A 25,825-nucleotide genomic window follows, 5' to 3' on the forward strand; every position below is an offset into this window, starting at 1 on the left:
ATGGAAGCGTGGATTATTGCCATTTTTTTCATTGGCTATCTTTGTATTACTACCGAACACCAAATAAAGGTAGACAAAACCATTTCAGCCTTAGCTATGGCTGTCATCTGTTGGACGATACTTAAAGTATTTAACCTTGATGTACTAGAAGTGCTCAACGGAGTGTTAGTACCCGTAGATATAGCTAACAACAGTAATGCTATTGATGAAGCACTACGACATCACTTAGCTGAAACTTCCGAAATACTCTTCTTCTTAATCGGTGCAATGACCATTGTAGAAATCATTGATATGCACCGTGGGTTTGAAATCATCAAGCGGATGATTCGCACCAGAAGCAAAGTAAAATTGCTTTGGATTATAGGCATTATTGCTTTTTTTCTCTCTGCTATTATCGACAACCTTACTACTACCATTATTCTCATAACCATTGTACGTAAGCTCATACCTGACCAAAAAGAGCGCATTTGGTATGCTTCCCTCATTGTGATCGCTGCCAATGCAGGAGGGGCTTGGTCTCCTATCGGTGACGTAACAACTACTATGCTCTGGGTAAAAAACAAAGTAACCGCTGCTAAATTAGTAGAATACGTATTTATTCCTGCTACTGTATGCTTGATAGTACCTTTGTTTGTCGCTTCGTTTTTACCTGTATTCAAAGGAAAGATAGATACTTCAAACAGCGAAGAGAGTATTACTTACAAGAGCAGTATGCCTGTGTTAGTAATAGGCTTTATCTCTATTATCTTTGTGCCTATTTTTAAATCGATTACACACTTACCTCCTTATATAGGTATGCTTTTTGCTCTGGCTACTATGTGGTTTATTTCTGAAAAATTAAAACCTATCAGGGAACTTTCATCAACCGATAAGGATAAATTCAGTATTCATCGTGCATTAGAACGTATCGAATTTTCGAGCATACTATTCTTTTTAGGAATTCTCTTGGCAGTGGCTTCATTGCAAACTATCGGTACGCTTTTCAACTTTGCACAAACATTGAATGAGACTATCCCAAGTACAAACGTAGTAATTTTGCTCTTAGGTTTTGCCTCTGCTGTAATAGACAACGTACCATTAGTAGCGGCTAGTATGGGTATGTTCCAAGAACCTATGGATAGTGGTCTTTGGCACTACATTGCCTATGCGGCTGGTACAGGAGGTAGCTTGCTTATCATTGGTTCGGCTGCGGGGGTAGTAGCTATGGGTATGGAGAAGATTAATTTCTTTTGGTATGTGAAAAACATCTTATGGATAGCCCTTTTAGGTTTTGTGTTAGGTTATCTTACTTTGGTAAGCTTTGAAGCTTTACACGTTTTTGGATAGCATAAAACGATACATTATATACAAAAGACTGCCTAAAGAATTATATTTAGGCAGTCTTTTTTATAGCTGAACATCAGCATAGTTACTTTTTAGTCTCTCTTTGTGTATTATGAGAGGTGTATAGAGAATATAAAAGTACGTCAATGCACAGTGTTCACATTTAGAAATAACTTAGTATCTTTGCTAGCAAAAGCACATTATGAAGAATTGTTTTACAGAATAAATAGGATTGTAAGAGAGAAGACTCTTAAAACTTTAAATATGAACATCGTGTTTATTTGCGAATGCTATTGTGTAAGTCAAAAAAACGCCGTACTTTTGCACCCTAAAAGTATTTCAATTAATCACTAGCTACTAATCATTTATCATTAAGCATTAATCATTAAAAAAGATGTTATCAGAACAAGAAATCATTCGCAGAGAAAAACTCTCTAAATTGAAAGAATTGGGGATAAACCCTTATCCCGCTCCATTATATCCGGTTGATACTACCTCTAAGGACGTAGCCAACCATTATGAAGAAGGTAAACAAGTGGTTGTAGCCGGTAGATTAATGTCGTTGCGTGTACAAGGAAAAGCCTCGTTTGCTACTTTGCAAGATAGTGAAGGCACGATGCAATTGTACTTCAACCGCGATGAGATGTGCCCTACCGATGATAAAACGCTTTACAACGAGGTGTTTAAAAAATTATTGGATTTAGGTGACTTTATAGGTGCTGAAGGAACACTCTTCATCACTAAAATGGGTGAGAAAACTGTGTTGGTAAAGAACTTTACGCTACTTTCAAAAGTATTACGTCCGCTACCTATGCCTAAGGTAGATGCCGATGGTAAAGTACACGATGCCTTCACCGATCCTGAACAACGCTACCGTATGCGCTATGTAGATTTGGTAGTAAATCCACAAGTGAAAGAAGTGTTTATCAAGCGCACTAAACTCTTCAATGCTATGCGTCAGTTTTTTAACGATGCAGGTTATTTGGAAGTAGAGACACCTATACTACAAGCTATACCAGGGGGAGCTAGTGCACGTCCGTTTATCACCCATCACAATGCGTTGGACATTCCGCTGTATATGCGTATTGCCAATGAACTTTACTTAAAACGTCTTATTGTAGGAGGTTTTGACGGAGTGTATGAATTTTCTAAGAACTTCCGCAACGAGGGTATGGATAGAACTCACAACCCTGAGTTTACGGCTATGGAAATTTATGTGGCTTACAAAGATTATCACTGGATGATGGACTTCACTGAACGCTTGATTGAGCATTGCGCTATGGCGGTTAATGGTACTACTAAGGCGACCTTTGGTAAACATACAGTAGATTTCAAAGCTCCTTATCCACGCCTTACGATGACTGATGCTATTAAACAGTTCACAGGCTTTGACATTACTGCGAAGACAGAAGACGAATTGAGAGCCTTTGCACAGTCTATCGGTATTGCAGTAGACGAGGCGATGGGCAAGGGCAAATTGATAGATGAAATATTTGGTGAGAAATGCGAAGGCAACTTCATTCAGCCTACTTTCATCACTGATTACCCCAAAGAGATGTCGCCACTGACCAAAGAACACCGCGACAACCCCGACCTTACTGAACGTTTTGAGTTAATGGTATGCGGTAAGGAGATTGCCAATGCTTATTCAGAATTAAACGACCCTATTGACCAACGTGAGCGCTTTGAAGAACAATTGCGACTCTCAGAAAAAGGCGACGACGAAGCGATGTTTATTGACCAAGATTTTTTGCGTGCTCTTGAATACGGTATGCCACCTACCTCAGGTTTGGGTATCGGTATGGACAGACTCGTAATGTTCCTTACCAACAATGAGAGTATACAAGAAGTATTGTTCTTCCCACAAATGCGCCCCGAGAAGAAAGAAGTAGAGCTTTCGGAAGACGAGAAAGTAGTGTTTGAGCTTTTAAAAACCTCAGAGAGACTGCTTTTAGATGCTCTCAAAACACAAACAGCATTTTCTAACAAGAAATGGGATAAAGCCATTAAAGGTCTTACTAGTAAGAAAGTAGCAAAGGTAGTAAAAGAAGGAGAAGAACTGTTTGTGGAATTAGCAAATTAACGAATTTGAAAATTAGCAAATTATAGACTTTGTCAGAGTCCTTGGACTCTGACAAAGTTTTTTTATTGACCATTAACCATTAATAATAATTATTTATTGCTTTTGTAAAAGCCAAAGAAAGCGATATAACCGTAGCAAACTACTAAGGTTAGGAATGCTAAGCGGAAACCTATATAATCAGTAAGGGAACCGTACAGAATAGGCAAAAGTCCGCCACCGACAATCATCGTACAAAGGATACCTGAAGCTTGAGTTTTGAGTTCGCCTATTCCTTCACAAGCAAGCGCAAAAATAGTGGGGAACATCATAGAGTTGAAGAGACCGATACTTAATAAAGCCCACATTGAGAGCAAACCACCGGTATTGATAGAAAACAAAATAAGAGAGATGGCAACTATAGCAAAAGCAATGAGAACTTTGGCGGGAGCAATCCACTTAATGAGATAAGCACTGATAAAGCGTCCTAACATAGCACCTCCCCAGTAGAAAGTGAGAAAAACAGCTATAACAGCCTTCGGATCGGCTGAGGTTAGATGAGGTTTCCCTGCCAATAAGCCAAGCGTTTCTACAATAAAGCACATAGAAGAGTTCTCTAAAATATCCTTAGTGATGTTCATATCGATGAAGTAGTTTACTGCGTAACTTCCTATCACTACTTCAGCACCTACATACAAGAAAATACCTATAGCCCCCAACAGTAAGGGAGTTTTCTTGAGAAGATTCCAATAACTGTCTTTATTTACTTCTTCTTTTATTCTATAAGCATAAGGTAATTTAACTACTGCAAAAACAAATGCTAAAGCAAGTGCCCATAAGGCTATATACAAAAAAGGTAATTGTATTGAAAAGGCTTCTTCACGGAAATAAATAAGCTTATCTGTAGTGTCTAAGGCTTCTATTTCAGCATCTTTTTTTATTTCGTTGCTCAGTAAGTAAGTGGCTCCAAATATAGGAGCAATAGTAGTGCCTATGGCGTTGAAAGCTTGAGAGAAAGTGAGCCGGCGAGGTGTAGTGGCTTCGTCGCCTAAAATCACTATATAAGAGTTCATAGCCACTTGTAGGAAAGTAACGCCACAGCCTAATACGAAGATAGCAGTTAAAAATACCCAATATAAACGTTCTCCAGCAGCAGGATAGAAGAGCAAAGCACCTAAGGAGATGAGCAAAAGACCTAAGATAATGCCTCGCTGATAACCTATTTTAGTGAGAATAAAACCTGCAGGGATAGAAAAAAATAAGTAAGACAAGAAGAAAGATAGAAGAATATAGGCTGCATCGGAATAATGCAACTGAAACACATCACGAAGATGAGGTAATAAAAGCTGTATGAGCACTGTTAAACCTCCAAAAAGTAAGAATAAAAGTGCAACCAAAATAAAGGCTTGGGTATGTTTCTTTTGTCTATTCATTGCTGTATAAGCTCGGTTTAGAGCGCAAATCTACTACAAAAGATTAAAAAATAGTTAAAATTTAACACTTTATTTTTGCTGTATACATAACTTTAAGCGTACAACATACTTGTAATTAGTGTTTTAAGTGTAAGTAGACTCCTTGTTAATAAATATGTTAGAAAATATTTTGACAAATCTGTTGGGGGATATCAAAAAAGTTAGTAACTTTGCTCCGAATAAATAGTACTACTTAGCTCACTACTGACCATAACCATTCGTAACTAATTTAACTAATATAATGAAAAGCTGGTTTTTAAATGTAGCCGTACTTTTTCTCACATCAATGCTTTACTCTCAGCAAGGAGTTATTACAGGTGAAGTAATTGATGGTGATTACAACGCTCCGTTAATGGGAGCAAATGTTTTGGTTAAAGGGACTACCAAAGGGGCTTCTACTGATATGGACGGTAAGTATTCCTTGAATGTAGACTCACCTACTGGAACCTTAGAGTTCTCTTATCTTGGATATGTTACCAAGACAGTTTCGTATAAACTTGTGAATGGTAAAGCGCACGTGCGAATTACCCTTACAAGCGACCAACAAACCCTAGGAGAGGTAATTGTAACAGGTAAAAGCACCTTGTTAGACATTGCACAAGAGCGTAAAACACCTGTGGCGGTATCTACTATTCAAGCTACCGAAATTATAGAAAAATTAGGCACACGTGAACTTCCTGAAGTGCTCAATAGAACTCCTTCTGTTTATGCTACAAAAGGGGGAGGAGGCTTTGGTGATTCTAAAATCAATATTCGAGGCTTTGACAGTAGGAATGTGGCTGTAATGGTTAATGGTATGCCTGTAAACGATATGGAAGGTGGTACCGTATACTTCAGTAACTGGACAGGGCTTTCAGATGTAACTTCCGCAATGCAGGTACAACGTGGGCTCGGTGCATCTAAGTTGGCGATTGCATCGGTAGGTGGTACTATGAATTTCATTTTGCGTGCTTCGGATATGCAAGAAGGAGGGAATATATCTTTCAACTATGGTACTAATCAAGAATATAAAGGTACGGTTTCTTACAATACAGGAAAGAGTCTTACTGGTTGGTCGGCTTCTGTGTTGTTCAGCAAAAATGCAGGACGGAAATATGTAGATGGTACTCAGTTTGATGGCTATAGCTACTATTTTGCGTTAGGTTATGAACCTTCTAAAAAACATAGTTTCCAATTTACCTTCACAGGGGCTCCACAATGGCATAACCAACGTAATATAAGTCCGCTAATTTCTGATTATCAGAAATATGGTTCAGAAGACAAACCCAACCGTCGCTATAATTCAGATTGGGGATACTTAAATGGTGAAGAACACACCATTAAGAAAAATGTTTATCACAAACCAGTAGCAATGCTCAATTGGGATTGGAATATCAATGAAAGTACTTCCCTTAGTACTGTAGTATATGCATCATTAGGACGTGGTATGGGAACAAGTTCATCGGGGGTGGCACATTCAATCTCTTCGAAAACTACTGCTAGTGGTACAACCACCTATTCTCTTCAGAAAAACTATTTAAATTCTTTCCGTAGAGATGATGGACAGATAGATTTCGATAAAGTGGTGCGTTATAACAACGGAGAGACAGTAGATGATTTACTCCCTATGCAACACCCAAGAGAAGCAGGAAAGAACGTAACAATTGCTAATCCAGGTGGAGGTCGAGCTTTTACAGGTTATGGTGAAGGTTTTACCTTAAATGGCTCAGTAAACTCACACGACTGGTATGGTATCCTTACCAACCTGCAACACCAGATTAATGATCACTTCACTATTAATATGGGGCTTGATGGTCGTTATTACTATGGTTATCACTACCAAGTAGTAACTGATTTGTTGGGTAACGATAGTTATACTGATAATACACGAAATAACAACAAGAATTTGGCAACCCCTACCGTAATTCGTTCTGCGGTATCTACTAAGCCCTCTTGGAATCCTTTCCAGAAAGTAGAACCTCTTGAAAATCGTATAGGTTATAGTAGTGAAGGGGAAGTGAAATGGATGGGACTTTTTTCACAGTTAGAATACTCTGACGATCATTTTTCAGCTTTCTTACAAGGTTCTACCTCTATGCAGTCATACCAACGTATTGATAACTTTTTGAAAGATGGAGTTTCACGCGCTATAAGTACAAATCCTAATTCGGTAATGTATACTAAAACAGGTTTTAAAAACTTGATAGGTTATAATATCAAAGGAGGAGTGAATTATAATATCAACGAACAGCATAATGTGTATGCTAACATAGGATATTATTCTAAGCAACCTTTCTTCAACGCTGTATATCCTAACAATCTAAACTATTTAAATCCTTCGCTTACCAATGAAAAGATATTTGGAGTAGAAGCTGGATATGGTTTTAAATCTAAATTCTTCAGTGGTAATTTAAACCTTTATCACACTACTTGGAAAGATAGATTCCTTCGTCAAACTTACACTTTCGGAAGTTCTTCAGGAGGACGTGGCAGTAATACAGGCTATGCAAATATTTTGGGTGTTCAAGAAATACACAATGGGGTGGAAGTAGATTTCAAAGCTACTATTACTGATTACTTAAAACTAAATGGTATGTTCTCATTTGGTGACTGGTATTACAAAGGCGATGCCTCAGGAACTCTTTTGAATGAGAATGGTAATGCTATAGACTTACAAGGAAATGAGGTGCCTGTTGGTAGGGCTGCAGAGCTTAAACTATACTTAGATAAAGCAAAAGTAGGACAAACAGCTCAAACAACAGCTTCTTTGGGATTAACTGCACTGCCCGTTAAGAATTTGAATTTTGATATCGATTGGCGCTATATAGATAATTTATATGCTAATTTGAATATTGGTACTTTTTCTGAAAAAACAGTAGCTGAAAAAGGAGCTATAAAATTACCTGCTTATCATTTGTTTGACCTTTCTGCTTTTTATAGATGGCAACTTACTGATAAGCAACGTCTCACTTTCTCAGCTCACGCCTATAACCTATTAGATACTTATTACATCGCTGAATCATATACAAGTATTCACACCACTGATAGTAGTAAAACTTACCAAGGTATCGATGTGAGAAACCAAGTGTACTTTGGCGAAGGTCGTACCTTTAGCTTCGGAGTACGCTACAACTTCTAATAAGTAAAAATAAAAGATAAGAACTCAAAAGGCTGTCCTACTCGGGCAGCCTTTTTTAATTAACAAATTAGCAGATTGACAATTTTTTCATATCTTTGCTCCCTCATTGTTAATTATCAATTCTTAATTATTCACTGTAAGATATGTTGCGATTCGCAAAAGAATATAAATCTATTTATGAAATCTTTGAGACTTATATGCACTCATCAGACTATGAAGATATTGACTTCGTGTTTGATGTAGTGAACTACTTTCGTCGTAAAAGTAAAAATAAAAAGTCTCCTCTCAATATCGATGAACTCATCGCTGAAATCAAACACAAATCTGATAGCATCGCTTTCTTCAAGGAAAAACTCCATAACGTATTTGCTAATAAACAAAAAGTAATTCTTTTTACTGATGCTGGTCTGCTTAACAGTGTTTCTTTCTTCAAAGAATTGCGTCGTCGTATCAGTCGTCAGCTTTTGCCCGACCAGCCTTCGGAAGAGAATATACAATACGTACTCAACCAACTCTTCTACCGTCCTTCCGATGTGAAGTGGGTACATCAAATTCCTTTAGATAACTGGAAAGAACTCTTTGATATTCTTGCTGTATCTACTTTCTATGAGGATAGTGAGAGCAAAACTACTTCCAAGCAAATCCTTTTGGCGATAATGATTCTCTCACAACGTATGGGAGGGCTCGCCTTGCAAACTGATGTGCGCCGTATGGTGCCTGAATATGCTCACCTCAATAGTCCCTTTATCGCTCTCGACGATGAGCTGAACAATCTTGCACGTACTCTTTCCAAGGAAGATAACCCTTATCTATATATACAAGACCACGAACTTGATTATAAACAGCTGAATATACTAGTTGGTCAGTGTGAGGATTTCGTAAACAAAGCTGATGCTAATACTTCTAAATATGGGGTGAGTTTTAGTGTGAACCAAACTCTTTTGCTCATTCGTCAGCAAATAAAACGCATCAAGCGACTCTATAACTACCTGTTTATAGAAAAAGAAGCTGATAAATGTGAAAAAACGATTGCCTTCTACTTAGATATGGTGAAAACTAATTCTAAGAAGAACAATATTCGAAAGCTGATAGATGATAGTGTTTATAACATCACCTACGAGATTACGAACTATACCGGAAAGACGGGTGAACACTATATTACTTCTACTACCGGTGAGTACTTCAAGATGCTCAAAACAGCTTTGTGGGGTGGCGTTATCGTGGGGTTTATGTGTTTGGTAAAACTCTATATGTCGATGCAACCCGACCAAAGTGATTTTTTCCGTGCGCTGAACTACAGTTTTAACTACGCTATTGGTTTTGTGCTCATCTACCTCACGGGGTCTACTTTGGCTACCAAACAACCTGCGATGACGGCTTCCACGATTGCCAAGACTTTAGAGAGCCTCAGCGACAACGATAACAATAAAGAAAAACAGAAACACTACACCGAATTCTCAGCACTCTTTACACGTTTGTTCCGTTCGCAGTTCATCGCCTTTGTAGGCAATGTGTTTGGAGCTTTTCCTGTGTCTATGCTTTTGGCGATAGGAATGAGTTACCTCAGTGGTTACAATATCGCTACTAAAAAAAGTTTACATCTCTTGGAAGACCTGAATATATGGCACACCCCTGTATTTTTGCACGCTTGTATTGCAGGGGTATTTCTGTTCTTATCGGGTATTATAGCAGGCAACGTAGCTAGTGTAAATAACTTTAACAACTTCTATTATCGTCTTTCCGAACACCCCTTTCTTAAAGGCTTCTTTGGTAAAGTACGTATGCAACGCGTTGCTAACTGGATGCAACAAAAATGGCCGAGTGTCGTCTCAAATATTTGGTTTGGAGTCTTTATGGGAAGTGCGTGGGCAATAGGTCATTTCTTCGGTTTGCCCATCGATATACGCCACATCACCTTTGCCAGTGGTAATTTAGCTTATGGCTTGTATGGTATGAATTTTATCATTAGCTTAGAGAATATCCTTTGGTGTATCTTAGGGATAGGCATCATCGGTTTAGGTAACTTTATTGTGAGTTTTGGTCTGTCGCTATGGATAGCCTTGCGTTCTCGTGAAGTACCTGCTTCAGAACTAAAATATTTAGGTCGTTGCGTATGGAGAGCCTTTAAAACACATCCTAGAGCCTTTTTCTTTCCTGTAAAGGAGAAAGAATAAAAGAATATTCAAATGAAACACATCAAAGAAAAATTAGCTGAACGTGAAGCTCATAATGCCTTACGCAGTCTCAAACAACGCCATTTTGCTATTGATTTCTACTCCAATGATTATATAGGATTCAGTACAAATTCTGAGATTACTAAACGCATCTCTCAATTACTCCCTCAGCAAACAGCACCTCACGGGGCTACAGGATCGCGATTGCTTTCGGGTAACTTGCCTATCTTTTCCGAAACCGAAAGCTATATAGCCCATTTTCATAACGCCGAAACAGCTCTTTTGTACAATTCGGGCTATGATGCCAATGTGGGATTCTTCTCCTGTATCGTAGGGCGAGGTGATATTATTTTATACGATAGTTACAGCCACGCTTCTATACGCGACGGTATTTCACTGAGTTTAGCCAACTCCTATAAGTTTAAACATAATGATTTAGACGATTTAGAAAAGCTCTTAAAAAAGTTTGCTTTCCCTGATAAAACGGTGCTCATCGTTACTGAAACAGTTTTTTCAATGGACGGTGATAGTCCTGATTTGGTGCGTTTGGTAACATTAGCAAAGCAGTATGGGGCTTATATAGCGGTAGACGAAGCTCACGCCATAGGAGTATTTGGCAAACACGGCTGTGGATTGGTGCAAGCATTGGGGGTGGAAGAAGAAATTTTTGCCCGCATCGTTACCTTCGGGAAAGGCTTGGGAGCACACGGAGCTGCTGTCTTAGCTTCAAATGAGGTGATACAGTATTTAGTGAACTTTTCACGCTCTTTCATATATACTACTGCTATGAGTCCACATAGTGTGGCAACTATTAGGGCAGGATATGAGACCTTACAGACAACTAAATCAATAGAACAACTGCATCATAATATACAGTATTTTAAAACGCAAATTGCCAAATACAAAATACAGGGTTTTATTCCTTCTGATTCGGCTATTCAAGCCATAGTAGTAGCAGGCAATGAACGAGTGAAAGCACTTGCCAAAGTACTACAAGCCCAAGATATAGGCGTATTACCGATTTTAGCACCCACCGTACCTGCGGGACAAGAACGCCTGAGAATATGCTTGCACAGTTTTAATACCGAACAAGAAATCGAAAAGTTAATGAGCCAATTAGCCAGTTTGTCAATTATCTGATTAGAGAATCAATTTTCACCAAAGTTTTTTAATTGCCTGTCGTGCTACAACTCGTCATTATAGTATTGTGGTATTATCAAAGCTGAATCCATTCAGCAAGTCATTGGTTTTCATACGTTTTTTAGCAGGTAATTGCAATTCTAATAGCTGTATATAACCATCTTTTACAGCTACACGCAGTCCTTTTTTACCTACTAAGAGTTCCCCAATAGAATATTGATGAGAGACAGGTTCGAAAATAGCATCATATACTTTTACATTTAGTACTTCTCCTTTTTGTACAAACGCTGTCCACGCAGTAGGGTAGGGGCTCATTCCCCTCACTAAACGCTCTATTGTCATTCCTTCCGCTTGCCAATCTATCTTACAAGTCTCTTTGTATATCTTAGGAGCTTCGGCAAAGGTTACTTCCTTGTTTTGTGGTTGGGTAGTGCAAGTCCCTTCTGCAATGCTATCTACGGTTTTCAGTACCAATTCAGCACCTTGCACCATTAGTTTGTCGTGTAAGGTGCCCGCTGTTTCGTGAGACTCAATAGGTGTAACCTCTTGTGCGATAATAGCTCCCGTATCAATCTTCTCGTCTATAAAGAAAGTCGTTACCCCTGTTTCCTTTTCCCCGTTGATAATTGCCCAGTTGATGGGGGCTGCTCCACGATAGTTAGGTAAAAGAGAGGCGTGCAGATTGAATGTGCCGTATTTAGGTAATCGCCATACCACTTCGGGCAACATACGGAAGGCTACTACTATTTGCAAATCGGGTTGTAAGGCTTTCAGTGCATTTACAAAAGTTTCATCTTTTAGTTTTATGGGTTGTAATACCGGTATCCCTTTGCTTTCGGCATAGAGTTTCACCGGCGACTGGTGTAGCTTCTGTCCGCGTCCCGAAGGTTTATCGGCTACCGTTACTACACCTACTACGTTGTAATGGTTCTCTACTAATGCTTTTAGCGACGCCAGCGCAAAGTCAGGTGTCCCCATAAATACAATTCTCATTTTATCACTTGTCATCTTTTTTACCTTTTACCTTATAATCTTTTAATTGTCTCAGAGGCTCATTTTCTTATTTCAGTTAAGCGATGAGCTCGTTTTTAGCTTTGATTTATTTTGCGCAAAAGTATAAAATTTGGTACTAATAGTAAAGTTTTTTGTAGTAAAACTTTTAATACGAGTTATTATTGGTTCTTCTTTCGCCCCTTAGAGTTAAATAACATCAATTCAATATAACAAAATTCTATTTTTCATTCGCCTTTCCCGTCACTAATTTCCCCTTTTCCGTCATACTCTCACCTAGTGTCTATGGTCTATAGTCCAGAACCTCTCACTCCATTTGCTAATTTCCAAATTTGCTAATTCTCTAATTTCCCCACCCGTCAATTCTCTTTCCGTCATACTTTCTCCTAGTGCCTATGACCTATAGTCCAGAACCTCTCACTCCATTTGCTAATTTCCAAATTTTCTAATTCTCTAATTTCCCGACCCGTCAATTCTCTTTTCCTTCACACTCCCCCCTAGTGCCTATGGCCTAAGGCCTATTGCCTTTTCCCTTTCTTTCGCCTCGAAACCCCGTTTTTAACATTTTTATCATTGTTGTATCATAGTGTTAATCAACTTTTTATATACTCTTTCTATACCAATCGTCCAAGATTCGTATAAGCTTCCTATAAGCTCCCTATAAGCTAACCATACCCTCCTAACGACCATTTCTTATCAGAATCACTCTTAACTCACTTTCGAACTTCTCTTTTTTCTTCCGATAGCTCTAACCCTCTATCGCCCGTGTGACTCGCACCTCCCACCTGTCTGACCTCCGTTCTACAAGTCCGCCTCTGCTGTTGCATTTCTTGTAGTTCGTGCCCCATTTACTCAGCACGGCATTCGTTTTTAAAATAATAGGCTTATATTTTATTAATAAACCACAAAAAAATAGTAGAGAATATTAGATGTTTTCTCTTTAGAAAGTCGCTTTTGCGGATTGCCCCCCTTCCTTTTGGGAAGGGGGAACGGGGGTTAGGTTTTTAAATACAAGCGCTCCATTTACTAAGTTCCAAATTTGCTAATTTGCCAATTAGTTTGTACTTTTGCACCAAATTATATTTACTCAACAGAAATAAAGCAAATGAATATATTACGATTTATCACCGCAGGTAGCGTAGACGACGGTAAAAGTACCCTTATAGGTCGATTGTTATACGATAGCAAAAGTATTTTAGCCGACCAGCTCGAAGCATTGGAACAACAATCAAAAAATAAGAACGACGATGGTATCGACCTCGCTATCATCACCGATGGGCTCCGTGCTGAACGCGAACAAGGGATTACTATCGATGTAGCCTACCGCTACTTTGCTACTCCCAAACGCAAATTTATCATCGCCGATGCTCCTGGTCATACCCAATACACCCGCAATATGATTACGGGGGCTTCTAATTCCGAGCTCATAATCATTTTGGTAGATGCTCGCAATGGCGTAACCGAACAAACTCGTCGCCATTCAATCATCGCCTCCCTGCTCAATATCCCAGAGGTAGTGGTAACCGTAAACAAAATGGACTTGGTAGGTTATAGCGAAGAGGTATTTAACAATATCAAGCAAGAGTACGAAGAGATTGCCAAACGTTTAGGATTGAAGAGCGTGCACTATTTCCCTATTTCAGCTTTTGTAGGCGATAATATCGTGAATACCACTGAGGCGATGCCTTGGTACAAAGGCAATTCGCTTTTAGACTTTTTGGAAACAGTAGAAATTACCAAAAACAACTATGACCAACCTCGTTTTCAGGTGCAGTACGTAATACGCCCACAAACCGAAGCTTTACACGATTACCGCGGTTATGCAGGAGAAGTCATTTCGGGCACTTATCGCAAAGGTGATGCGATAATAGTAGAACCGGAAGGTATTACTACAAAGCTCAGTAAGATAGAGTATAACGGCGAAGAAGTGGCAGAAGCAAAGGCAGGTGACCCAGTAGTACTACACATCGAAGACGATATCGATATTTCTCGTGGCGACTACTTTGCCAAACAAGGAGCAGAGCCTCAGCAAGGACAAGATATCGAGGCTATTGTATGCTGGATGGATAAACGCGAATTGCGCGAAGGCAATAAATACTTATTGCAACAGCGTAGTAAACTTGTAAAAGCAATTGTGAAGGAAATAGAGTATAAAATAGACGTCAATACCCTCAACCAAACTGAAGGTGTAGAAAGTGTAAAACTCAATGAAATCGCAAAAATCCGACTCAAAACGGCTTCCCCATTAGTATACGATGCATTCCAAAGCAATCCTCCAATGGGTAGTGCTATCCTCATCGATGAAACCAGCAACGCTACCGTAGGAGCTGTGATGATATATTAATGCGTTTATTTTTCTGTTTTATTTCACAATAATTCAAGTGAAAAAGCTTAAAGTATATATAAATAACATTAAATAATGTTAAAAAATAGATAGTTGTATATATTATACATATATTTGCATCAGAATAACATATAAAAAATTAAATTTATGACAGGTAAAGAATTACAAGAAGCACTTAACAAACTCTGCTCAGATATGAAAGCTAATTTGCCAGGATTTCTATTTTGTGGAATTCTTAATTCTGCTGAAGGAACTATTATGGCAAAAGCTTCATCCAGTCCAGAATTTTCAACAATTGCAGAAGAAACCGCTCCTATTTTTTCAACTATTGTAGCACAAGTAAAAAGTGTGGTTGCCTTAAGTGAATCATTAGACATTAAAGAAACACATAGTACTCTTATCGAAACCAATAAAATCACCTATGTAATTGGAATTTCGAATTTAGGAAAATTTTTTATTCTCTTAGCCTTAGACAGAGAAAAAGCTAATTTAGCAATAGCGAGAGGTTTGATTGAAAAAAGTAGACCCTTTGCAATAGTATTAGATGAACAGCTTTAAAAAGATATTAAATAATATCTTCATAGCACAAATTTAGGCACTCTAAATTTGTGCTTTTTTGTTTTTTCTGGAAAATATGTTGCACTTCACTAAAATAAGACAACAAGTTAAAATTAGTTTCTCTTTTATAGTATGTGATGCTTTCAAGAACTATTATTCTCATTGATAAAAATAGCAATACACTACCGTAGATCTGAATGATGATCTAATAATCAAATCCTATGAAAAGTTTTATACTTTAATTGATATAAAAAGAGCACAAAGCAAACAATCTGCAATTTCTTCTGTTAAAAAAAATACTAAAAAAAGTCGTCTAATAATGTTCCAAACTCTCTTTTGCACTTGTAAAGTAAAGCTCTTGAAATACCAATATTTGATTTAGCTCTATCTAAAGCGGTGATAGAAAAGAATTTTCCTAAAGCTGAAATCATCAACATAAACGTAATTTTGTCTGTTTCAATAAGAATGTAATCTAACTCCAACTTTCCTAAAGCATCATTGCTATCTACCACTTTCTTTACTTGATTAACAATAGTAAGATGAAAAGCAGAGCCTTGCTCAATTATCTTTGAAGCTTCGTCATTAGCAGAAGCTTTGCTTAAGATAGAACCATCAGTACTGCTCAAAATTCCATAAAAAAGAAATCCTGGCATTCCTTCTTTCATATCTTGACAGTGAGCATCAAGCATTTGTTGTAGTTGTGCACCTGTCAGTTGTACTTCCGTATCTGTTTTTACGTCTGTACCTTTGGGTTGTAATACTGTATCTGTCATAATTATGATCTTTTATCGAGGCAAAGGTATAATATTTTTTTTATAAAAAGAAATTTTTATGAAAAATCTTTTTCTATAAATATAAAAAATTAATGCTAATGCAAAGAAAATCAATAGTTAATACTGTAATAAGATTATCGTTCAAAAGTAAGAAATACTACAAAATTATTTCTGTGAGAAGAAAAATACTACAAATATAAAACGATATAAACTGTTTCATATAAAAAAGATTTAGGTGTCAAACTTCTTTTTTATATGAATATATAGGATTATTTAATTTATTGTTGTATCTTTGCCTAAGATTTTTACAGATAGAAAAATTACTATTAGACAAAGTAAATATGAAAATAAAGCTTTGTGATAAGATGAATATTATTTTTTTCTTTAAAAGTATATAACAAAATATATGATAACACATAAATTAACCTCAGAACAAGCAATGGCACTCGAAAATCAGTACGGTGCACATAACTATCACCCGCTACCCGTAGTGCTCAGCAAAGGGCAAGGGGTATATGTGTGGGATGTCGAAGGCAAACGCTACTACGATTTCCTTTCGTCTTACTCTGCCGTAAACCAAGGTCACTGCCACCCACGTATCATCAAAGCACTTACTGACCAAGCGCAAACTCTTACACTCACTTCTCGCGCTTTCTACAACGATAAGCTCGGAGTGTATGAAAAGTACGTAACCGAGTATTTTGGCTTCGAGAAAGTCCTCCCGATGAATACAGGGGCTGAAGCGGTAGAAACAGCTATTAAAATATGTCGCAAATGGGCTTACGAACAGAAAGGGGTGCCTGAAAGCGCTGCCATCATCATCGTATGCGACCAGAACTTCCACGGGCGTACCACTACAGTTGTATCTTTTTCATCTGATAAAAATGCGCGTAAGAACTTTGGACCTTATACACCTGGTTTTGTTTCCGTTCCTTACAACGATTTAGTCGCTTTGGAACAAGTTCTTGCTGATAATAAAGCAACAGTAGCAGGCTTTTTAGTAGAACCTATACAAGGTGAAGCTGGTGTATACGTTCCTTCTGAGGGGTATTTAAGCGGAGCAAAAGCCTTATGCCAAAAGTATAATGCACTCTTTATCGCCGATGAGGTACAAACAGGAGTAGCGCGTACCGGAAAACGTTTAGCAGTAGACCACGAGAATGTAAAACCTGATATATTGGTACTGGGGAAAGCCCTTAGCGGAGGTGTATATCCCGTGAGTGCTGTCCTTGCTGATGACCGTATTATGCACGTGATTAAAGCTGGGCAACACGGTAGTACTTTTGGAGGCAATCCCTTGGCAGCAGCCGTAGCGATTGAAGCCTTGCAGGTAGTAAAAGATGAACATTTGGCTGAAAATGCCGCTCGTTTAGGTGAGATTTTCCGCAAAGAAATCGGCGACTATATCAAAACCTCGAACATAGCTACCTTAGTGCGTGGTAAAGGTCTCCTAAATGCGGTGGTTATCAACGATACCGAAGAGAGTGACACTGCTTGGAATATCTGTCTAAGGATGCGCGATAATGGGTTGCTAGCTAAACCTACTCACGGCAATATCATTAGATTTGCTCCGCCATTGGTAATGAATGAAACGGAATTAAGAGAATGTATTGCTATTATTATCAATGCTTTAAAAGCGCTTGAAAAGTAATACACTATATTGTTACAGATAGAAAGCTACCTAAAACATCAGGTAGCTTTTTATTTATACAGAAATATTTTGTACATTTGCCCCATAGGAACAAAATTCATTTTATAAAAGAAAAAATTATGTATAATTTATTAAAAGGAAAAAGAGGCATCATCTTTGGTGCCTTAGACGAAAATTCTATCGCTTGGAAAACAGCAGAACGTGTACACGAAGAAGGTGGTAAGTTTGTACTTACCAATGCTCCCGTAGCAATGCGTATGGGACAAATAAAAAACTTAGCCGAAAAAACAGGCTCTGAAATTATTCCTGCCGATGCTACCAATATGGACGATCTCCAAAACTTGGTAACTAAAGCTATGGAGATTTTAGGGGGTAAGTTGGATTTTGTGTTGCACTCTATCGGTATGTCGGTAAACGTGCGCAAAAACATTCCTTATACCGAGTCTAACTATGTGAACACTGAAAAAGGTTGGGACGTTTCAGCGCTTTCTTTTCACAAAGTATGTCAAGTGCTTTATAAGAACGATGCGATGAACGAATGGGGTAGTATTGTAGCACTTACCTATATGGCAGCACAACGCACCTTCCCTGATTATAACGATATGGCTGATAACAAAGCTTACTTAGAATCTATTGCGCGTAGTTTTGGCTATTTCTTTGGTAAAGACAAGAAAGTGCGTGTGAATACCATTTCACAATCACCTACCGCTACTACTGCAGGACAAGGCGTAAAAGGTTTTGACGGTTTTATTGCCTATGCCGATGCTATGTCGCCACTGGGTAATGCCACCGCTCAAGATTGTGCCAATTATACGGTATCTCTCTTCTCCGATCTTACTCGCAAAGTAACGATGCAAAACCTTTTCCACGATGGAGGCTTCTCTAATACTGGTGTAAGCAACGAAGTAATTGAACGATTTACTAAGTAGTAGTTAGAAATTGGTTGTTAGTAGTTAGAAAACTAACGGCTAATAACTACTGACTAATAACTAATGAAATGAAGTATCTTTTCATTTATTTAGTGCGCTTTTATCAAGTAGCCATTTCGCCACTTAAGCCTCCTACGTGCAGGTATACCCCTACCTGCTCGCAATACACTTTAGAAGCCTTGCAAAAGTACGGTTTTTTTAAGGGAGGCTGGTTGGCTATTAAGCGTATATGTAGTTGCCACCCTTGGGGAGGAAGTGGCTATGACCCCGTACCTTAAATAAACAATAAAAATGCTTTGGGAAAACTTACTCTCTCTTAATAAATATGGTGATACTAGTCTTCGTTTGCGAAAAAATGAAGATGAAACACGACTCAGTTTTGATATGGATTATGACCGTGTGGTCTTTTCAAGTGCTTTTCGTAGCTTGCAAGACAAAACACAAGTAATTCCACTTTCAAAAACAAGTTTTGTACACACACGTCTTACACATAGTATTGAGGTGTCGGTAGTGGGGCGTAGTTTGGGGCGTGCTGTGGGTAAACACGTGCTCACCAAATATCCTCACTTGCGCGAATTGGGTTACCAAACAAACGATTTTGGAGCCATTATTGCAGCGGCGGCGGTAGCACACGATATTGGTAATCCACCTTTTGGACACAGTGGTGAAAAGGCTATAGGAGAGTTTTTTCAATTCAAAAAAGGAACTGCTATCAAACATTTACTCACAGAAGCCGAGTATGCTGATTTGTGTAGTTTTGAAGGGAATGCCAATGGTTTTAGAATTCTTAACGAAACACGTTTGGGGGCAGAGGGAGGTTTACGGCTTACTTATGCTACCTTAGGAGCTTTTACTAAGTATCCTAAAGAATCACTACCTGTACGTCCTACTGACCGTATAGCTGATAAGAAATATGGCTTTTTCCAAGGCGATAAAAAATTCTTCAAAGAGGTGGCTGAAACTTTAGGACTAAAATCTAATAGTGTAAATGGTGAATTGCGTTATGCACGTCATCCCTTAGCTTTCTTGGTGGAGGTAGCCGACGATATTTGTTATACTATTATAGACTTTGAAGACGGTATCAACTTAGGGCTTATAGGCGAAGATGTAGCCTTAGAGTATTTAGGTGGTATCATTTCAGATAAGATAAATACTCATAAATATAGCAAACTACAAACTAAAGAAGAACGTATTGCTTATTTACGTGCAGTTGCTATAGGAGCTTTGATACAAGATGCTACTGATATTTTCTTGCAAAATGAAGATGCAATCTTGGCAGGAGAATTTCACCAGTCGCTTTTATATGATAGTAAATATCGTCACCAAATCACTGATGTAATAGATTGTAGTGTGGAACGTATATATCAATCCGATGAGGTTGTAGAAAAAGAAGTATCGGGTTATGTGGTTTTACAACATTTATTAGATATTTTTTTTACGGCTATTATCAATCAAGAAAACGGACGTGAGACATCATTTGATAAACTTTTGCTTAAAAAGTTACCTGAAAGGTATCGTAAAAAAGGCTCGTTATATGACAAGGTAATGGGCATTACTTGTTATATCGCAAGCCTTACCGATAGTAATGCAGTGGAATTACATCTAAAAACAGCCAATACAACCTTTAATATTTAATACTTTAATATGTTTATTATCAGATATATTATAAAGAAAGATTAAAAAAAGTTTAAAAAAACGCTCTAAAAATTTGCAGGTAATAAAAAAAGTAGTATCTTTGCAACCGCAATGAAGAAATGAATTGCACAAATTTACTGAAGGTCTGGTAGTTCAGCTGGTTAGAATACATGCCTGTCACGCATGGGGTCGCGGGTTCGAGTCCCGTCCAGACCGCTTCATAAGATTTAGTTGTGTTGTTTTGTGTAAATATTTTTACACGGGTTTATAGTAAACCAATGAAAGCTTTCCTTTCTCCAAGGAGAGCTTTTCTTTTTAAGTGAGATTTTGAATATAAATTCTCTTAAAATAAAAAAACTGCCTATAAATTTTATAGACAGTTTTTTAGAATTTAATTATTAATCTAATCCTCGTGTTCTTCTAAATAAGCTTTTCTTACTTTTTTAAACAGCTCTGATGAATATACAAAGTCAGTAACAGCTTCGTTATCGGTGCGGAAAATAGTATCTTTAGAGCCTTCCCATTCTTTATAACCATTTTTAAGGAATACAATTTTAGCCCCTATTTCCATTACCGAGTTCATATCGTGGGTATTTATCACCGTAGTGATGTTAAACTCTTCCGTAATTTCCTGAATAAGGTTGTCTATTACGATAGAGGTCTTAGGATCTAGCCCTGAGTTAGGTTCATCGCAAAACAAGTAGTTAGGTTGGTTTACAATCGCACGAGCAATAGCTACCCGTTTCTGCATACCTCCAGAAATTTCTGATGGTAATTTATCTTCGGCATTTACTAGGTTTACGCGACTCAATACGATATCAGCACGCTCGCGTATTTCTTCAGGTGTTTTTTGAGAAAACATCTTCAAAGGAAACATCACATTCTCGAGCACCGTCATAGAGTCGAATAAAGCGCTACCTTGGAATACCATTCCCATTTTTTGACGCAAGGCTACACGTTCTTTGCGTTTCATATCAGCGTACTTCACCCCATCGTAGATAATGTCACCTGAATCAGGGGTAAAAAGACCTAAAAGTGATTTGAGAAACACTGTTTTTCCTGAACCACTTTGCCCGATAATCAGATTCGTTTTACCTTTTTCAAAAGTAGTAGAAATACCTTTGAGCACTTCAGTTCCGTTAAAAGATTTATGTAAATTTTCTACTTGTATCATATTTCTGCCGAAGCTACCACTGCCTCTTTGTTTATTTTCTTTACCAAGCCTTGTAGCACTTTGCCAGGTCCTACTTCAATAAATTCGGTAGCGCCATCGGCTATCATTTGTTCTACACTTTGAGTCCATTTCACAGGGGCGGTAAGTTGCTTGATAAGGTTGGTTTTGATAGCGTTTTCATCACTTACGGCTGTAGTTGTTACATTTTGGTATACAGGGCATAACGGTTTGTGGAAAGCTGTTTGCTCAATCGCTGTTGCTAGTTCTTCTTCGGCAGGTTTCATCAATACTGAGTGGAATGCGCCACCTATGGGAAGAACAAGAGCGCGCTTAGCACCTGCTTCTTTCATTTTTTCGCAAGCAGCTTCTACCGCTTTAAGTTCGCCTGAAATCACCAACTGACCTGGGCAATTATAGTTGGCAGGGGTTACAATTCCATCAACTGTTGCACAAAGTTCTTCAACCTTACTATCGTCTAAGCCTAATACGGCAGCCATTGTGCCAGGTTGTAATTCACAAGCCTTTTGCATAGCAGCAGCACGCTTGGCTACTAATTGCAAACCATCTTCAAATGAGAGGGCTCGATTGGCTACTAGGGCAGAAAATTCACCTAATGAATGGCCTGCTACCATTTGAGGAGCGAAATTTTTACCAAGCACCTTGCTAAGGATTACTGAGTGCAAGAAAATAGCAGGCTGGGTAACTTTGGTTTGTTTGAGGTCTTCATCGGTACCACTAAACATTATATCAGTAATAGAGAATCCGAGAATGCCGTTAGCAGCTTCAAAAAGCGCTTTGGCTTCGGTAGATTTTTCATATAAGTCAAGCCCCATACCTACAAATTGGGCTCCTTGACCAGGGAAGATGTATGCTTTCATTTATTTATATTTTTTATAAGATTGAAAGTACAAAGATATTACTTTTCTATAAGAATACCAAATATTTGCGCCAAAATATCTTTAGCGACTTCTTCTTTGCTTTTTAAAGGAAAACTGATTTGTTTTTCTTTAGTAATAAAAGTAACTTTATTGGTATCAGTACCAAAACCCGCTCCTGCATCGCGCAACGAGTTGAGAACAATGCCATTTAAGTTCTTTTTCTCCAATTTGGTTTGGGCATTAGCTACCTCATTTTCAGTTTCTAGGGCAAAACCAATAAGCGTTTGGGTAGTTTTGATTTTACCTAGAGACGCTAATATATCGACCGTAGGCACTAAGGTGAGGCTGAGATTACCGCCTTTCTTTTTTATTTTCTCGGGGGCTACAATTTCGGGAGTATAGTCGACTACAGCTGCCGAGAGGATAGCGATATCACAAGTAGAGAATTCGCTTACAGCAGCTTCGTACATTTGCTGAGCGCTTACCACCCTATGCAAGTGAATTTGTGAGTGAATATTCTTTTCGGAAGAGGGGCCTAATACCAAATGTACCTCAGCTCCTTGTCGTATAGCTTCATTAGCAAGAGCAATCCCCATTTTGCCAGAAGAGAAGTTCCCTATAAATCGCACGGGGTCGATAGCCTCATAAGTAGGCCCTGCTGTGATAAGTATTTTTTTACCCTTAAGAGGAAGATTTTCGGAGAGTGTATTCTCTATAAACAGCACTATATCTTCGGGATCAGCCATACGCCCTTGCCCTACAAGTCCGCTAGCAAGTTCACCATAAGTAGCAGGAATGATATGATTACCATAGGATGCTAATTTTGCTAAATTCTCGGCAACCGTAGGGTGAGCGTACATATCTAAATCCATTGCAGGAGCGACAAACACGGGAGTTTTCGCTGAAAAATAAGTCGCCAACAGCAGATTATCGCATACGCCGTGTGCCATTTTAGCAACCGTATTGGCAGTAGCAGGAGCGATGAGCATTGCATCAGCCCAGAGTGCTAACTCCACGTGGCTATGCCAATTGCCCTCGGGAGAGGAAAAACTTGTGAGTACAGGGTTTTTAGATACTGTACTAAGGGTAAGAGGTGTTACAAACTCTTTTGCATTCTCAGTGAGAATTACTTTTACATTGTGCCCATTTTTGGTGAGCAAGCGCACTAATTGAGGTGTTTTATAAGCCGCTATACCCGCAGTGATACCAAGTACTATATTCATAATTTAGAAATATAATTACAAAAAGGCTCTAAACGGCAAGCGGATGCTTACTGCTTAAAGCCTAACAAATAATCTATAAATACCCAATTCTATTCGGCTTCACGGTAATAAATCTTACCTTCAAGCCATTCTTTTACAGCAATAGCTTGTGGTTTAGGCAAACGCTCATAAAAGCGAGATACCTCTATTTGTTCTTTATTCTCAAAGATTTCCTCCAAGCTATCATTATTAGTAGCGAAAGCCTCTAATTTTTCTACCAATTCCTTTTTAATTTCGGCATTTATTTGGTTAGCTCTCTTAGCAATAATAGAAATAGCTTCATAAATATTACCCGTAGGTGCTTCTATAGCCGATTTGTTATAAGTAACAGTAGTGGTAGGAGCATCTATTTTCTTAAAATCCATAATGTAGTTATTTTTGTGATATAAAACTTTTTAATGATGTGTTTATTTTAGCAAGCATATTCTCTGCTTCTTTCTTGTATTTAGTTTCAGGATAGGCACGCAATAAGTTGTCGTAAGCTTCTTTAGCGGTATTGAGGCGTTCCTCTTTTTTAGTCTCTATACTATTGATAGCCCACTCGTAAGCTGAATGTAAGCGCGTGTATAACGCATCTTCTCTAAAAGCACTACCTGGGTTGTTAGTCAGAAAATTGTCTAACGATTTCATCGCTGCTTGATAGTCACGTATTTGGTCGTATTGTTTAGCTATTTCAAACTCTTTTTTCTCTAAGCGAGTTACCAAGTCTAAGGCTAGCTCGTTAGCTTCTTTAGCATATTCACTATCAGAATATCTATCCAAAAAGTATTGTAATTTCTCAAGAGCCTGATAGGTATAAGTTTGGTCTACACTATATTTAGGAGTTTCCAAGTAAAGCGATTTCGCTTCTAAGAAAGCCGACTCTGTAGCTTTTTCGCTACGAGGATATAATTTCTGAAGTCGTTCAAACTGATAAGACGCCAAACTGTATTGTTTTAGCTGATAGTAAGAATCTCCAAACATATAATAAATACGTTCTCCTTGTGGCTTACCCGCATATTCTGAAGCTATTTGTTCAAAAAGGCGTGTCGCTTTTTTATATTTTTTAGCCTTATATAGCTTTTCAGCCTCAGTGTATTTTACGCTTCCTTCTTTTGATTTCAAGGCTTTTTGATACTCTCCACACGAAGTAAAGAGCACAGTCAGCAGACCGATGATGATATATTTTTTTATTAACATTCGGCAAAAGTAAAAAGTTTTTTTGATATAACAAAATTATGTGAGCATTCCTCCATCAACATTGAGCACTTGCCCTGTGATGTAAGCCGACATATCAGAGGCTAAAAACACACAAGCATTCGCTACGTCTTCGGGTTGTCCGCCACGTTTTAGGGGGATAACATCACGCCAGCCTTGTACTACTTTTTCGTCAAGTACAGCTGTCATTTCGGTTTCTATAAAGCCTGGAGCGATAGCATTGCAACGGATATTTCGAGAGCCTAACTCTAAGGCAATCGATTTGGTAAAGCCGATAATTCCCGCTTTAGAAGCTGCATAGTTTGACTGTCCAGCATTGCCTTTCACGCCCACCACACTACTCATATTGATAATAGAACCTTTACGTTGTTTAAGCATAATGCGCTGTACCGCTTTGGTCATATTAAACACCGATTTGAGATTTACTTCTATTACCTTATCAAAATCTTCTTCACTGATGCGCATCAGTAGGTTGTCTTTAGTGATACCTGCGTTGTTTACTAGAATATCAACTGTGCCAAATTCCGCTACCACTGCATCTACAAATTCTTGCGACTGTGCGAAGTTAGAAGCATCGCTTTGGTAGCCTTTTACTTTCACACCTTTTGTAGCTAATTCTTTCTCTAATGCCATTGCAGCATCCACTGACGAACTGTACGAAAAAGCAATATTTGCCCCGTGGGATGCAAATACTTTGGCTATACCACGCCCAATGCCTCTACTAGCACCAGTGATAATAGCTGTTTTTCCTTCTAATAATTTCATATTACTAATTTGTTAATTATGAATTGTCAATTGTTTTCAACCGCCTATGCGCTTCACCTTAAAACCTTTTTTTTTGAGAAGTTGCATAATAGTGTCACGGTAATCACCTTGTATGAGGATAGTATCGTTTTTCACAGTTCCCCCTACGCCAAGGTACGTTTTGAGTTCTTTAGCCAAGATCTTAAAATCGGCTTCTGCGCCATTATAGCCCTCAATTACGGTTACGGGTTTCCCTTTGCGTTTTTCGTATTTGCATAGTAAAGGCTCATCCTGCAACCAAATATTAGACGAAACTTCTTCAGGTATCTCCTCTTCTATATGGTCAGGGAAAAGTGATTTTAACTGATCTCTTAAATCCATCA

At 38.3% G+C, this 25,825-nt stretch carries 21 protein-coding genes and 1 tRNA gene; 12 read left to right on the forward strand and 10 right to left on the reverse strand.

Going from position 1 to position 25,825, the window contains the following annotated elements; all coding sequences use genetic code 11:
• Both nhaD and lysS read left to right on the forward strand, forming a co-directional pair.
• Window positions 1-1,326: a sodium:proton antiporter NhaD gene (gene nhaD / locus COCH_RS07445; RefSeq protein WP_015782599.1), complete on the forward strand. Its 1,326-nt coding sequence runs from the start codon at window positions 1-3 to the stop codon at window positions 1,324-1,326.
• A gap of 391 nt (window positions 1,327-1,717) precedes the next feature.
• The gene (gene lysS / locus COCH_RS07450; RefSeq protein ID WP_015782600.1) at window positions 1,718-3,406 is read left to right on the forward strand and encodes a lysine--tRNA ligase; all 1,689 of its coding nucleotides are present in this window, start codon (window positions 1,718-1,720) and stop codon (window positions 3,404-3,406) included.
• Window positions 3,407-3,495: 89 nt separating this feature from the next.
• Here the strand turns inward: lysS and COCH_RS07455 are convergent, their stop codons facing one another.
• Window positions 3,496-4,815 (reverse strand): sugar MFS transporter, encoded by a 1,320-nt coding sequence (locus COCH_RS07455; RefSeq protein ID WP_015782601.1) that lies wholly within the window; start codon window positions 4,813-4,815, stop codon window positions 3,496-3,498.
• Between the two features lie 280 nt (window positions 4,816-5,095).
• Here COCH_RS07455 and COCH_RS07460 point away from each other — a divergent pair, with 280 nt between their 5' ends.
• The 3 genes from COCH_RS07460 to COCH_RS07470 all read left to right on the forward strand — a co-directional run bounded on the left by COCH_RS07460 (window position 5,096) and on the right by COCH_RS07470 (window position 11,286).
• Window positions 5,096-7,972, forward strand: a complete 2,877-nt coding sequence (locus tag COCH_RS07460) for a TonB-dependent receptor (RefSeq protein WP_015782602.1) — start codon at window positions 5,096-5,098, stop codon at window positions 7,970-7,972.
• A gap of 143 nt (window positions 7,973-8,115) precedes the next feature.
• Window positions 8,116-10,146: a recombinase gene (locus COCH_RS07465; RefSeq protein WP_015782603.1), complete on the forward strand. Its 2,031-nt coding sequence runs from the start codon at window positions 8,116-8,118 to the stop codon at window positions 10,144-10,146.
• A gap of 12 nt (window positions 10,147-10,158) precedes the next feature.
• Window positions 10,159-11,286, forward strand: coding sequence for an aminotransferase class I/II-fold pyridoxal phosphate-dependent enzyme (locus tag COCH_RS07470; protein ID WP_009751640.1), 1,128 nt, complete (start codon window positions 10,159-10,161; stop codon window positions 11,284-11,286).
• 57 nt (window positions 11,287-11,343) lie between these two features.
• On the opposite strand, the gene fmt is transcribed toward COCH_RS07470, so the two are convergent.
• The gene (gene fmt / locus COCH_RS07475) at window positions 11,344-12,294 is read right to left on the reverse strand and encodes a methionyl-tRNA formyltransferase (protein WP_009418640.1); all 951 of its coding nucleotides are present in this window, start codon (window positions 12,292-12,294) and stop codon (window positions 11,344-11,346) included.
• Window positions 12,295-13,402: 1,108 nt separating this feature from the next.
• Between fmt and COCH_RS07480 the strand changes: the two genes are divergently transcribed.
• Window positions 13,403-14,641: a sulfate adenylyltransferase subunit 1 gene (locus tag COCH_RS07480; protein ID WP_009751621.1), complete on the forward strand. Its 1,239-nt coding sequence runs from the start codon at window positions 13,403-13,405 to the stop codon at window positions 14,639-14,641.
• A gap of 147 nt (window positions 14,642-14,788) precedes the next feature.
• Window positions 14,789-15,199, forward strand: coding sequence for a hypothetical protein (locus tag COCH_RS07485; protein ID WP_009751611.1), 411 nt, complete (start codon window positions 14,789-14,791; stop codon window positions 15,197-15,199).
• Between the two features lie 299 nt (window positions 15,200-15,498).
• Here the strand turns inward: COCH_RS07485 and COCH_RS07490 are convergent, their stop codons facing one another.
• Entirely contained in the window at window positions 15,499-15,972 is a 474-nt protein-coding gene (locus COCH_RS07490; RefSeq protein WP_009418655.1) for a hypothetical protein, read from the reverse strand.
• A 406-nt stretch (window positions 15,973-16,378) separates the two neighbouring features.
• Here COCH_RS07490 and rocD point away from each other — a divergent pair, with 406 nt between their 5' ends.
• The 5 genes from rocD (at window position 16,379) to COCH_RS07515 (ending at window position 20,403) form a co-directional block, all read left to right on the forward strand.
• Window positions 16,379-17,623, forward strand: coding sequence for an ornithine--oxo-acid transaminase (rocD, locus tag COCH_RS07495; RefSeq protein WP_015782604.1), 1,245 nt, complete (start codon window positions 16,379-16,381; stop codon window positions 17,621-17,623).
• Between the two features lie 119 nt (window positions 17,624-17,742).
• On the forward strand, window positions 17,743-18,552 hold the full coding sequence (locus COCH_RS07500) for an enoyl-ACP reductase FabI (protein ID WP_009751608.1): 810 nt from the start codon (window positions 17,743-17,745) through the stop codon (window positions 18,550-18,552).
• A 68-nt stretch (window positions 18,553-18,620) separates the two neighbouring features.
• Complete coding sequence (yidD, locus tag COCH_RS07505; RefSeq protein WP_002680684.1) at window positions 18,621-18,830, forward strand: membrane protein insertion efficiency factor YidD; 210 nt, start codon at window positions 18,621-18,623, stop codon at window positions 18,828-18,830.
• A 13-nt stretch (window positions 18,831-18,843) separates the two neighbouring features.
• Complete coding sequence (gene dgt, locus COCH_RS07510) at window positions 18,844-20,187, forward strand: dGTP triphosphohydrolase (RefSeq protein ID WP_015782605.1); 1,344 nt, start codon at window positions 18,844-18,846, stop codon at window positions 20,185-20,187.
• A 142-nt stretch (window positions 20,188-20,329) separates the two neighbouring features.
• Window positions 20,330-20,403, forward strand: a tRNA-Asp gene (locus COCH_RS07515).
• Between the two features lie 187 nt (window positions 20,404-20,590).
• On the opposite strand, the gene COCH_RS07520 is transcribed toward COCH_RS07515, so the two are convergent.
• The 7 genes from COCH_RS07520 to COCH_RS07550 all read right to left on the reverse strand — a co-directional run bounded on the left by COCH_RS07520 (window position 20,591) and on the right by COCH_RS07550 (window position 25,823).
• Window positions 20,591-21,361 carry an ABC transporter ATP-binding protein gene (locus COCH_RS07520; protein WP_009751636.1) on the reverse strand — a complete coding sequence of 257 codons (771 nt, stop codon included), beginning with the start codon at window positions 21,359-21,361 and terminating at the stop codon, window positions 20,591-20,593.
• The gene (gene fabD, locus COCH_RS07525; RefSeq protein WP_015782606.1) at window positions 21,358-22,239 is read right to left on the reverse strand and encodes an ACP S-malonyltransferase; all 882 of its coding nucleotides are present in this window, start codon (window positions 22,237-22,239) and stop codon (window positions 21,358-21,360) included. Before fabD ends, COCH_RS07520 begins: the two co-directional genes overlap by 4 nt.
• Before the next feature lie 38 nt (window positions 22,240-22,277).
• The gene (gene coaBC, locus COCH_RS07530) at window positions 22,278-23,462 is read right to left on the reverse strand and encodes a bifunctional phosphopantothenoylcysteine decarboxylase/phosphopantothenate--cysteine ligase CoaBC (RefSeq protein ID WP_015782607.1); all 1,185 of its coding nucleotides are present in this window, start codon (window positions 23,460-23,462) and stop codon (window positions 22,278-22,280) included.
• Between the two features lie 89 nt (window positions 23,463-23,551).
• Window positions 23,552-23,866: a DNA-directed RNA polymerase subunit omega gene (locus tag COCH_RS07535; RefSeq protein ID WP_002670957.1), complete on the reverse strand. Its 315-nt coding sequence runs from the start codon at window positions 23,864-23,866 to the stop codon at window positions 23,552-23,554.
• 7 nt (window positions 23,867-23,873) lie between these two features.
• Window positions 23,874-24,680: an outer membrane protein assembly factor BamD gene (locus COCH_RS07540; protein WP_015782608.1), complete on the reverse strand. Its 807-nt coding sequence runs from the start codon at window positions 24,678-24,680 to the stop codon at window positions 23,874-23,876.
• Between the two features lie 36 nt (window positions 24,681-24,716).
• Window positions 24,717-25,463: a 3-oxoacyl-[acyl-carrier-protein] reductase gene (gene fabG, locus COCH_RS07545; RefSeq protein ID WP_015782609.1), complete on the reverse strand. Its 747-nt coding sequence runs from the start codon at window positions 25,461-25,463 to the stop codon at window positions 24,717-24,719.
• Between the two features lie 36 nt (window positions 25,464-25,499).
• The gene (locus COCH_RS07550) at window positions 25,500-25,823 is read right to left on the reverse strand and encodes a translation initiation factor (RefSeq protein ID WP_015782610.1); all 324 of its coding nucleotides are present in this window, start codon (window positions 25,821-25,823) and stop codon (window positions 25,500-25,502) included.
• Window positions 25,824-25,825: the final 2 nt, after the last annotated feature.

The organism is Capnocytophaga ochracea DSM 7271 (assembly GCF_000023285.1).
Classification (GTDB): domain Bacteria; phylum Bacteroidota; class Bacteroidia; order Flavobacteriales; family Flavobacteriaceae; genus Capnocytophaga; species Capnocytophaga ochracea.

Bases quoted from the DNA above. Each gene is read 5' to 3' on its own strand.
- nhaD (WP_015782599.1), top strand. From the start codon at position 1: ATGGAAGCGTGGATTATTGCCATTTTTTTCATTGGCTATCTTTGTATT.
- lysS (WP_015782600.1), top strand. From the start codon at position 1,718: ATGTTATCAGAACAAGAAATCATTCGCAGAGAAAAACTCTCTAAATTG.
- COCH_RS07455 (WP_015782601.1), bottom strand. From the start codon at position 4,815: ATGAATAGACAAAAGAAACATACCCAAGCCTTTATTTTGGTTGCACTT.
- COCH_RS07460 (WP_015782602.1), top strand. From the start codon at position 5,096: ATGAAAAGCTGGTTTTTAAATGTAGCCGTACTTTTTCTCACATCAATG.
- COCH_RS07465 (WP_015782603.1), top strand. From the start codon at position 8,116: ATGTTGCGATTCGCAAAAGAATATAAATCTATTTATGAAATCTTTGAG.
- COCH_RS07470 (WP_009751640.1), top strand. From the start codon at position 10,159: ATGAAACACATCAAAGAAAAATTAGCTGAACGTGAAGCTCATAATGCC.
- fmt (WP_009418640.1), bottom strand. From the start codon at position 12,294: ATGACAAGTGATAAAATGAGAATTGTATTTATGGGGACACCTGACTTT.
- COCH_RS07480 (WP_009751621.1), top strand. From the start codon at position 13,403: ATGAATATATTACGATTTATCACCGCAGGTAGCGTAGACGACGGTAAA.
- COCH_RS07485 (WP_009751611.1), top strand. From the start codon at position 14,789: ATGACAGGTAAAGAATTACAAGAAGCACTTAACAAACTCTGCTCAGAT.
- COCH_RS07490 (WP_009418655.1), bottom strand. From the start codon at position 15,972: ATGACAGATACAGTATTACAACCCAAAGGTACAGACGTAAAAACAGAT.
- rocD (WP_015782604.1), top strand. From the start codon at position 16,379: ATGATAACACATAAATTAACCTCAGAACAAGCAATGGCACTCGAAAAT.
- COCH_RS07500 (WP_009751608.1), top strand. From the start codon at position 17,743: ATGTATAATTTATTAAAAGGAAAAAGAGGCATCATCTTTGGTGCCTTA.
- yidD (WP_002680684.1), top strand. From the start codon at position 18,621: ATGAAGTATCTTTTCATTTATTTAGTGCGCTTTTATCAAGTAGCCATT.
- dgt (WP_015782605.1), top strand. From the start codon at position 18,844: ATGCTTTGGGAAAACTTACTCTCTCTTAATAAATATGGTGATACTAGT.
- COCH_RS07520 (WP_009751636.1), bottom strand. From the start codon at position 21,361: ATGATACAAGTAGAAAATTTACATAAATCTTTTAACGGAACTGAAGTG.
- fabD (WP_015782606.1), bottom strand. From the start codon at position 22,239: ATGAAAGCATACATCTTCCCTGGTCAAGGAGCCCAATTTGTAGGTATG.
- coaBC (WP_015782607.1), bottom strand. From the start codon at position 23,462: ATGAATATAGTACTTGGTATCACTGCGGGTATAGCGGCTTATAAAACA.
- COCH_RS07535 (WP_002670957.1), bottom strand. From the start codon at position 23,866: ATGGATTTTAAGAAAATAGATGCTCCTACCACTACTGTTACTTATAAC.
- COCH_RS07540 (WP_015782608.1), bottom strand. From the start codon at position 24,680: ATGTTAATAAAAAAATATATCATCATCGGTCTGCTGACTGTGCTCTTT.
- fabG (WP_015782609.1), bottom strand. From the start codon at position 25,463: ATGAAATTATTAGAAGGAAAAACAGCTATTATCACTGGTGCTAGTAGA.
- COCH_RS07550 (WP_015782610.1), bottom strand. From the start codon at position 25,823: ATGGATTTAAGAGATCAGTTAAAATCACTTTTCCCTGACCATATAGAA.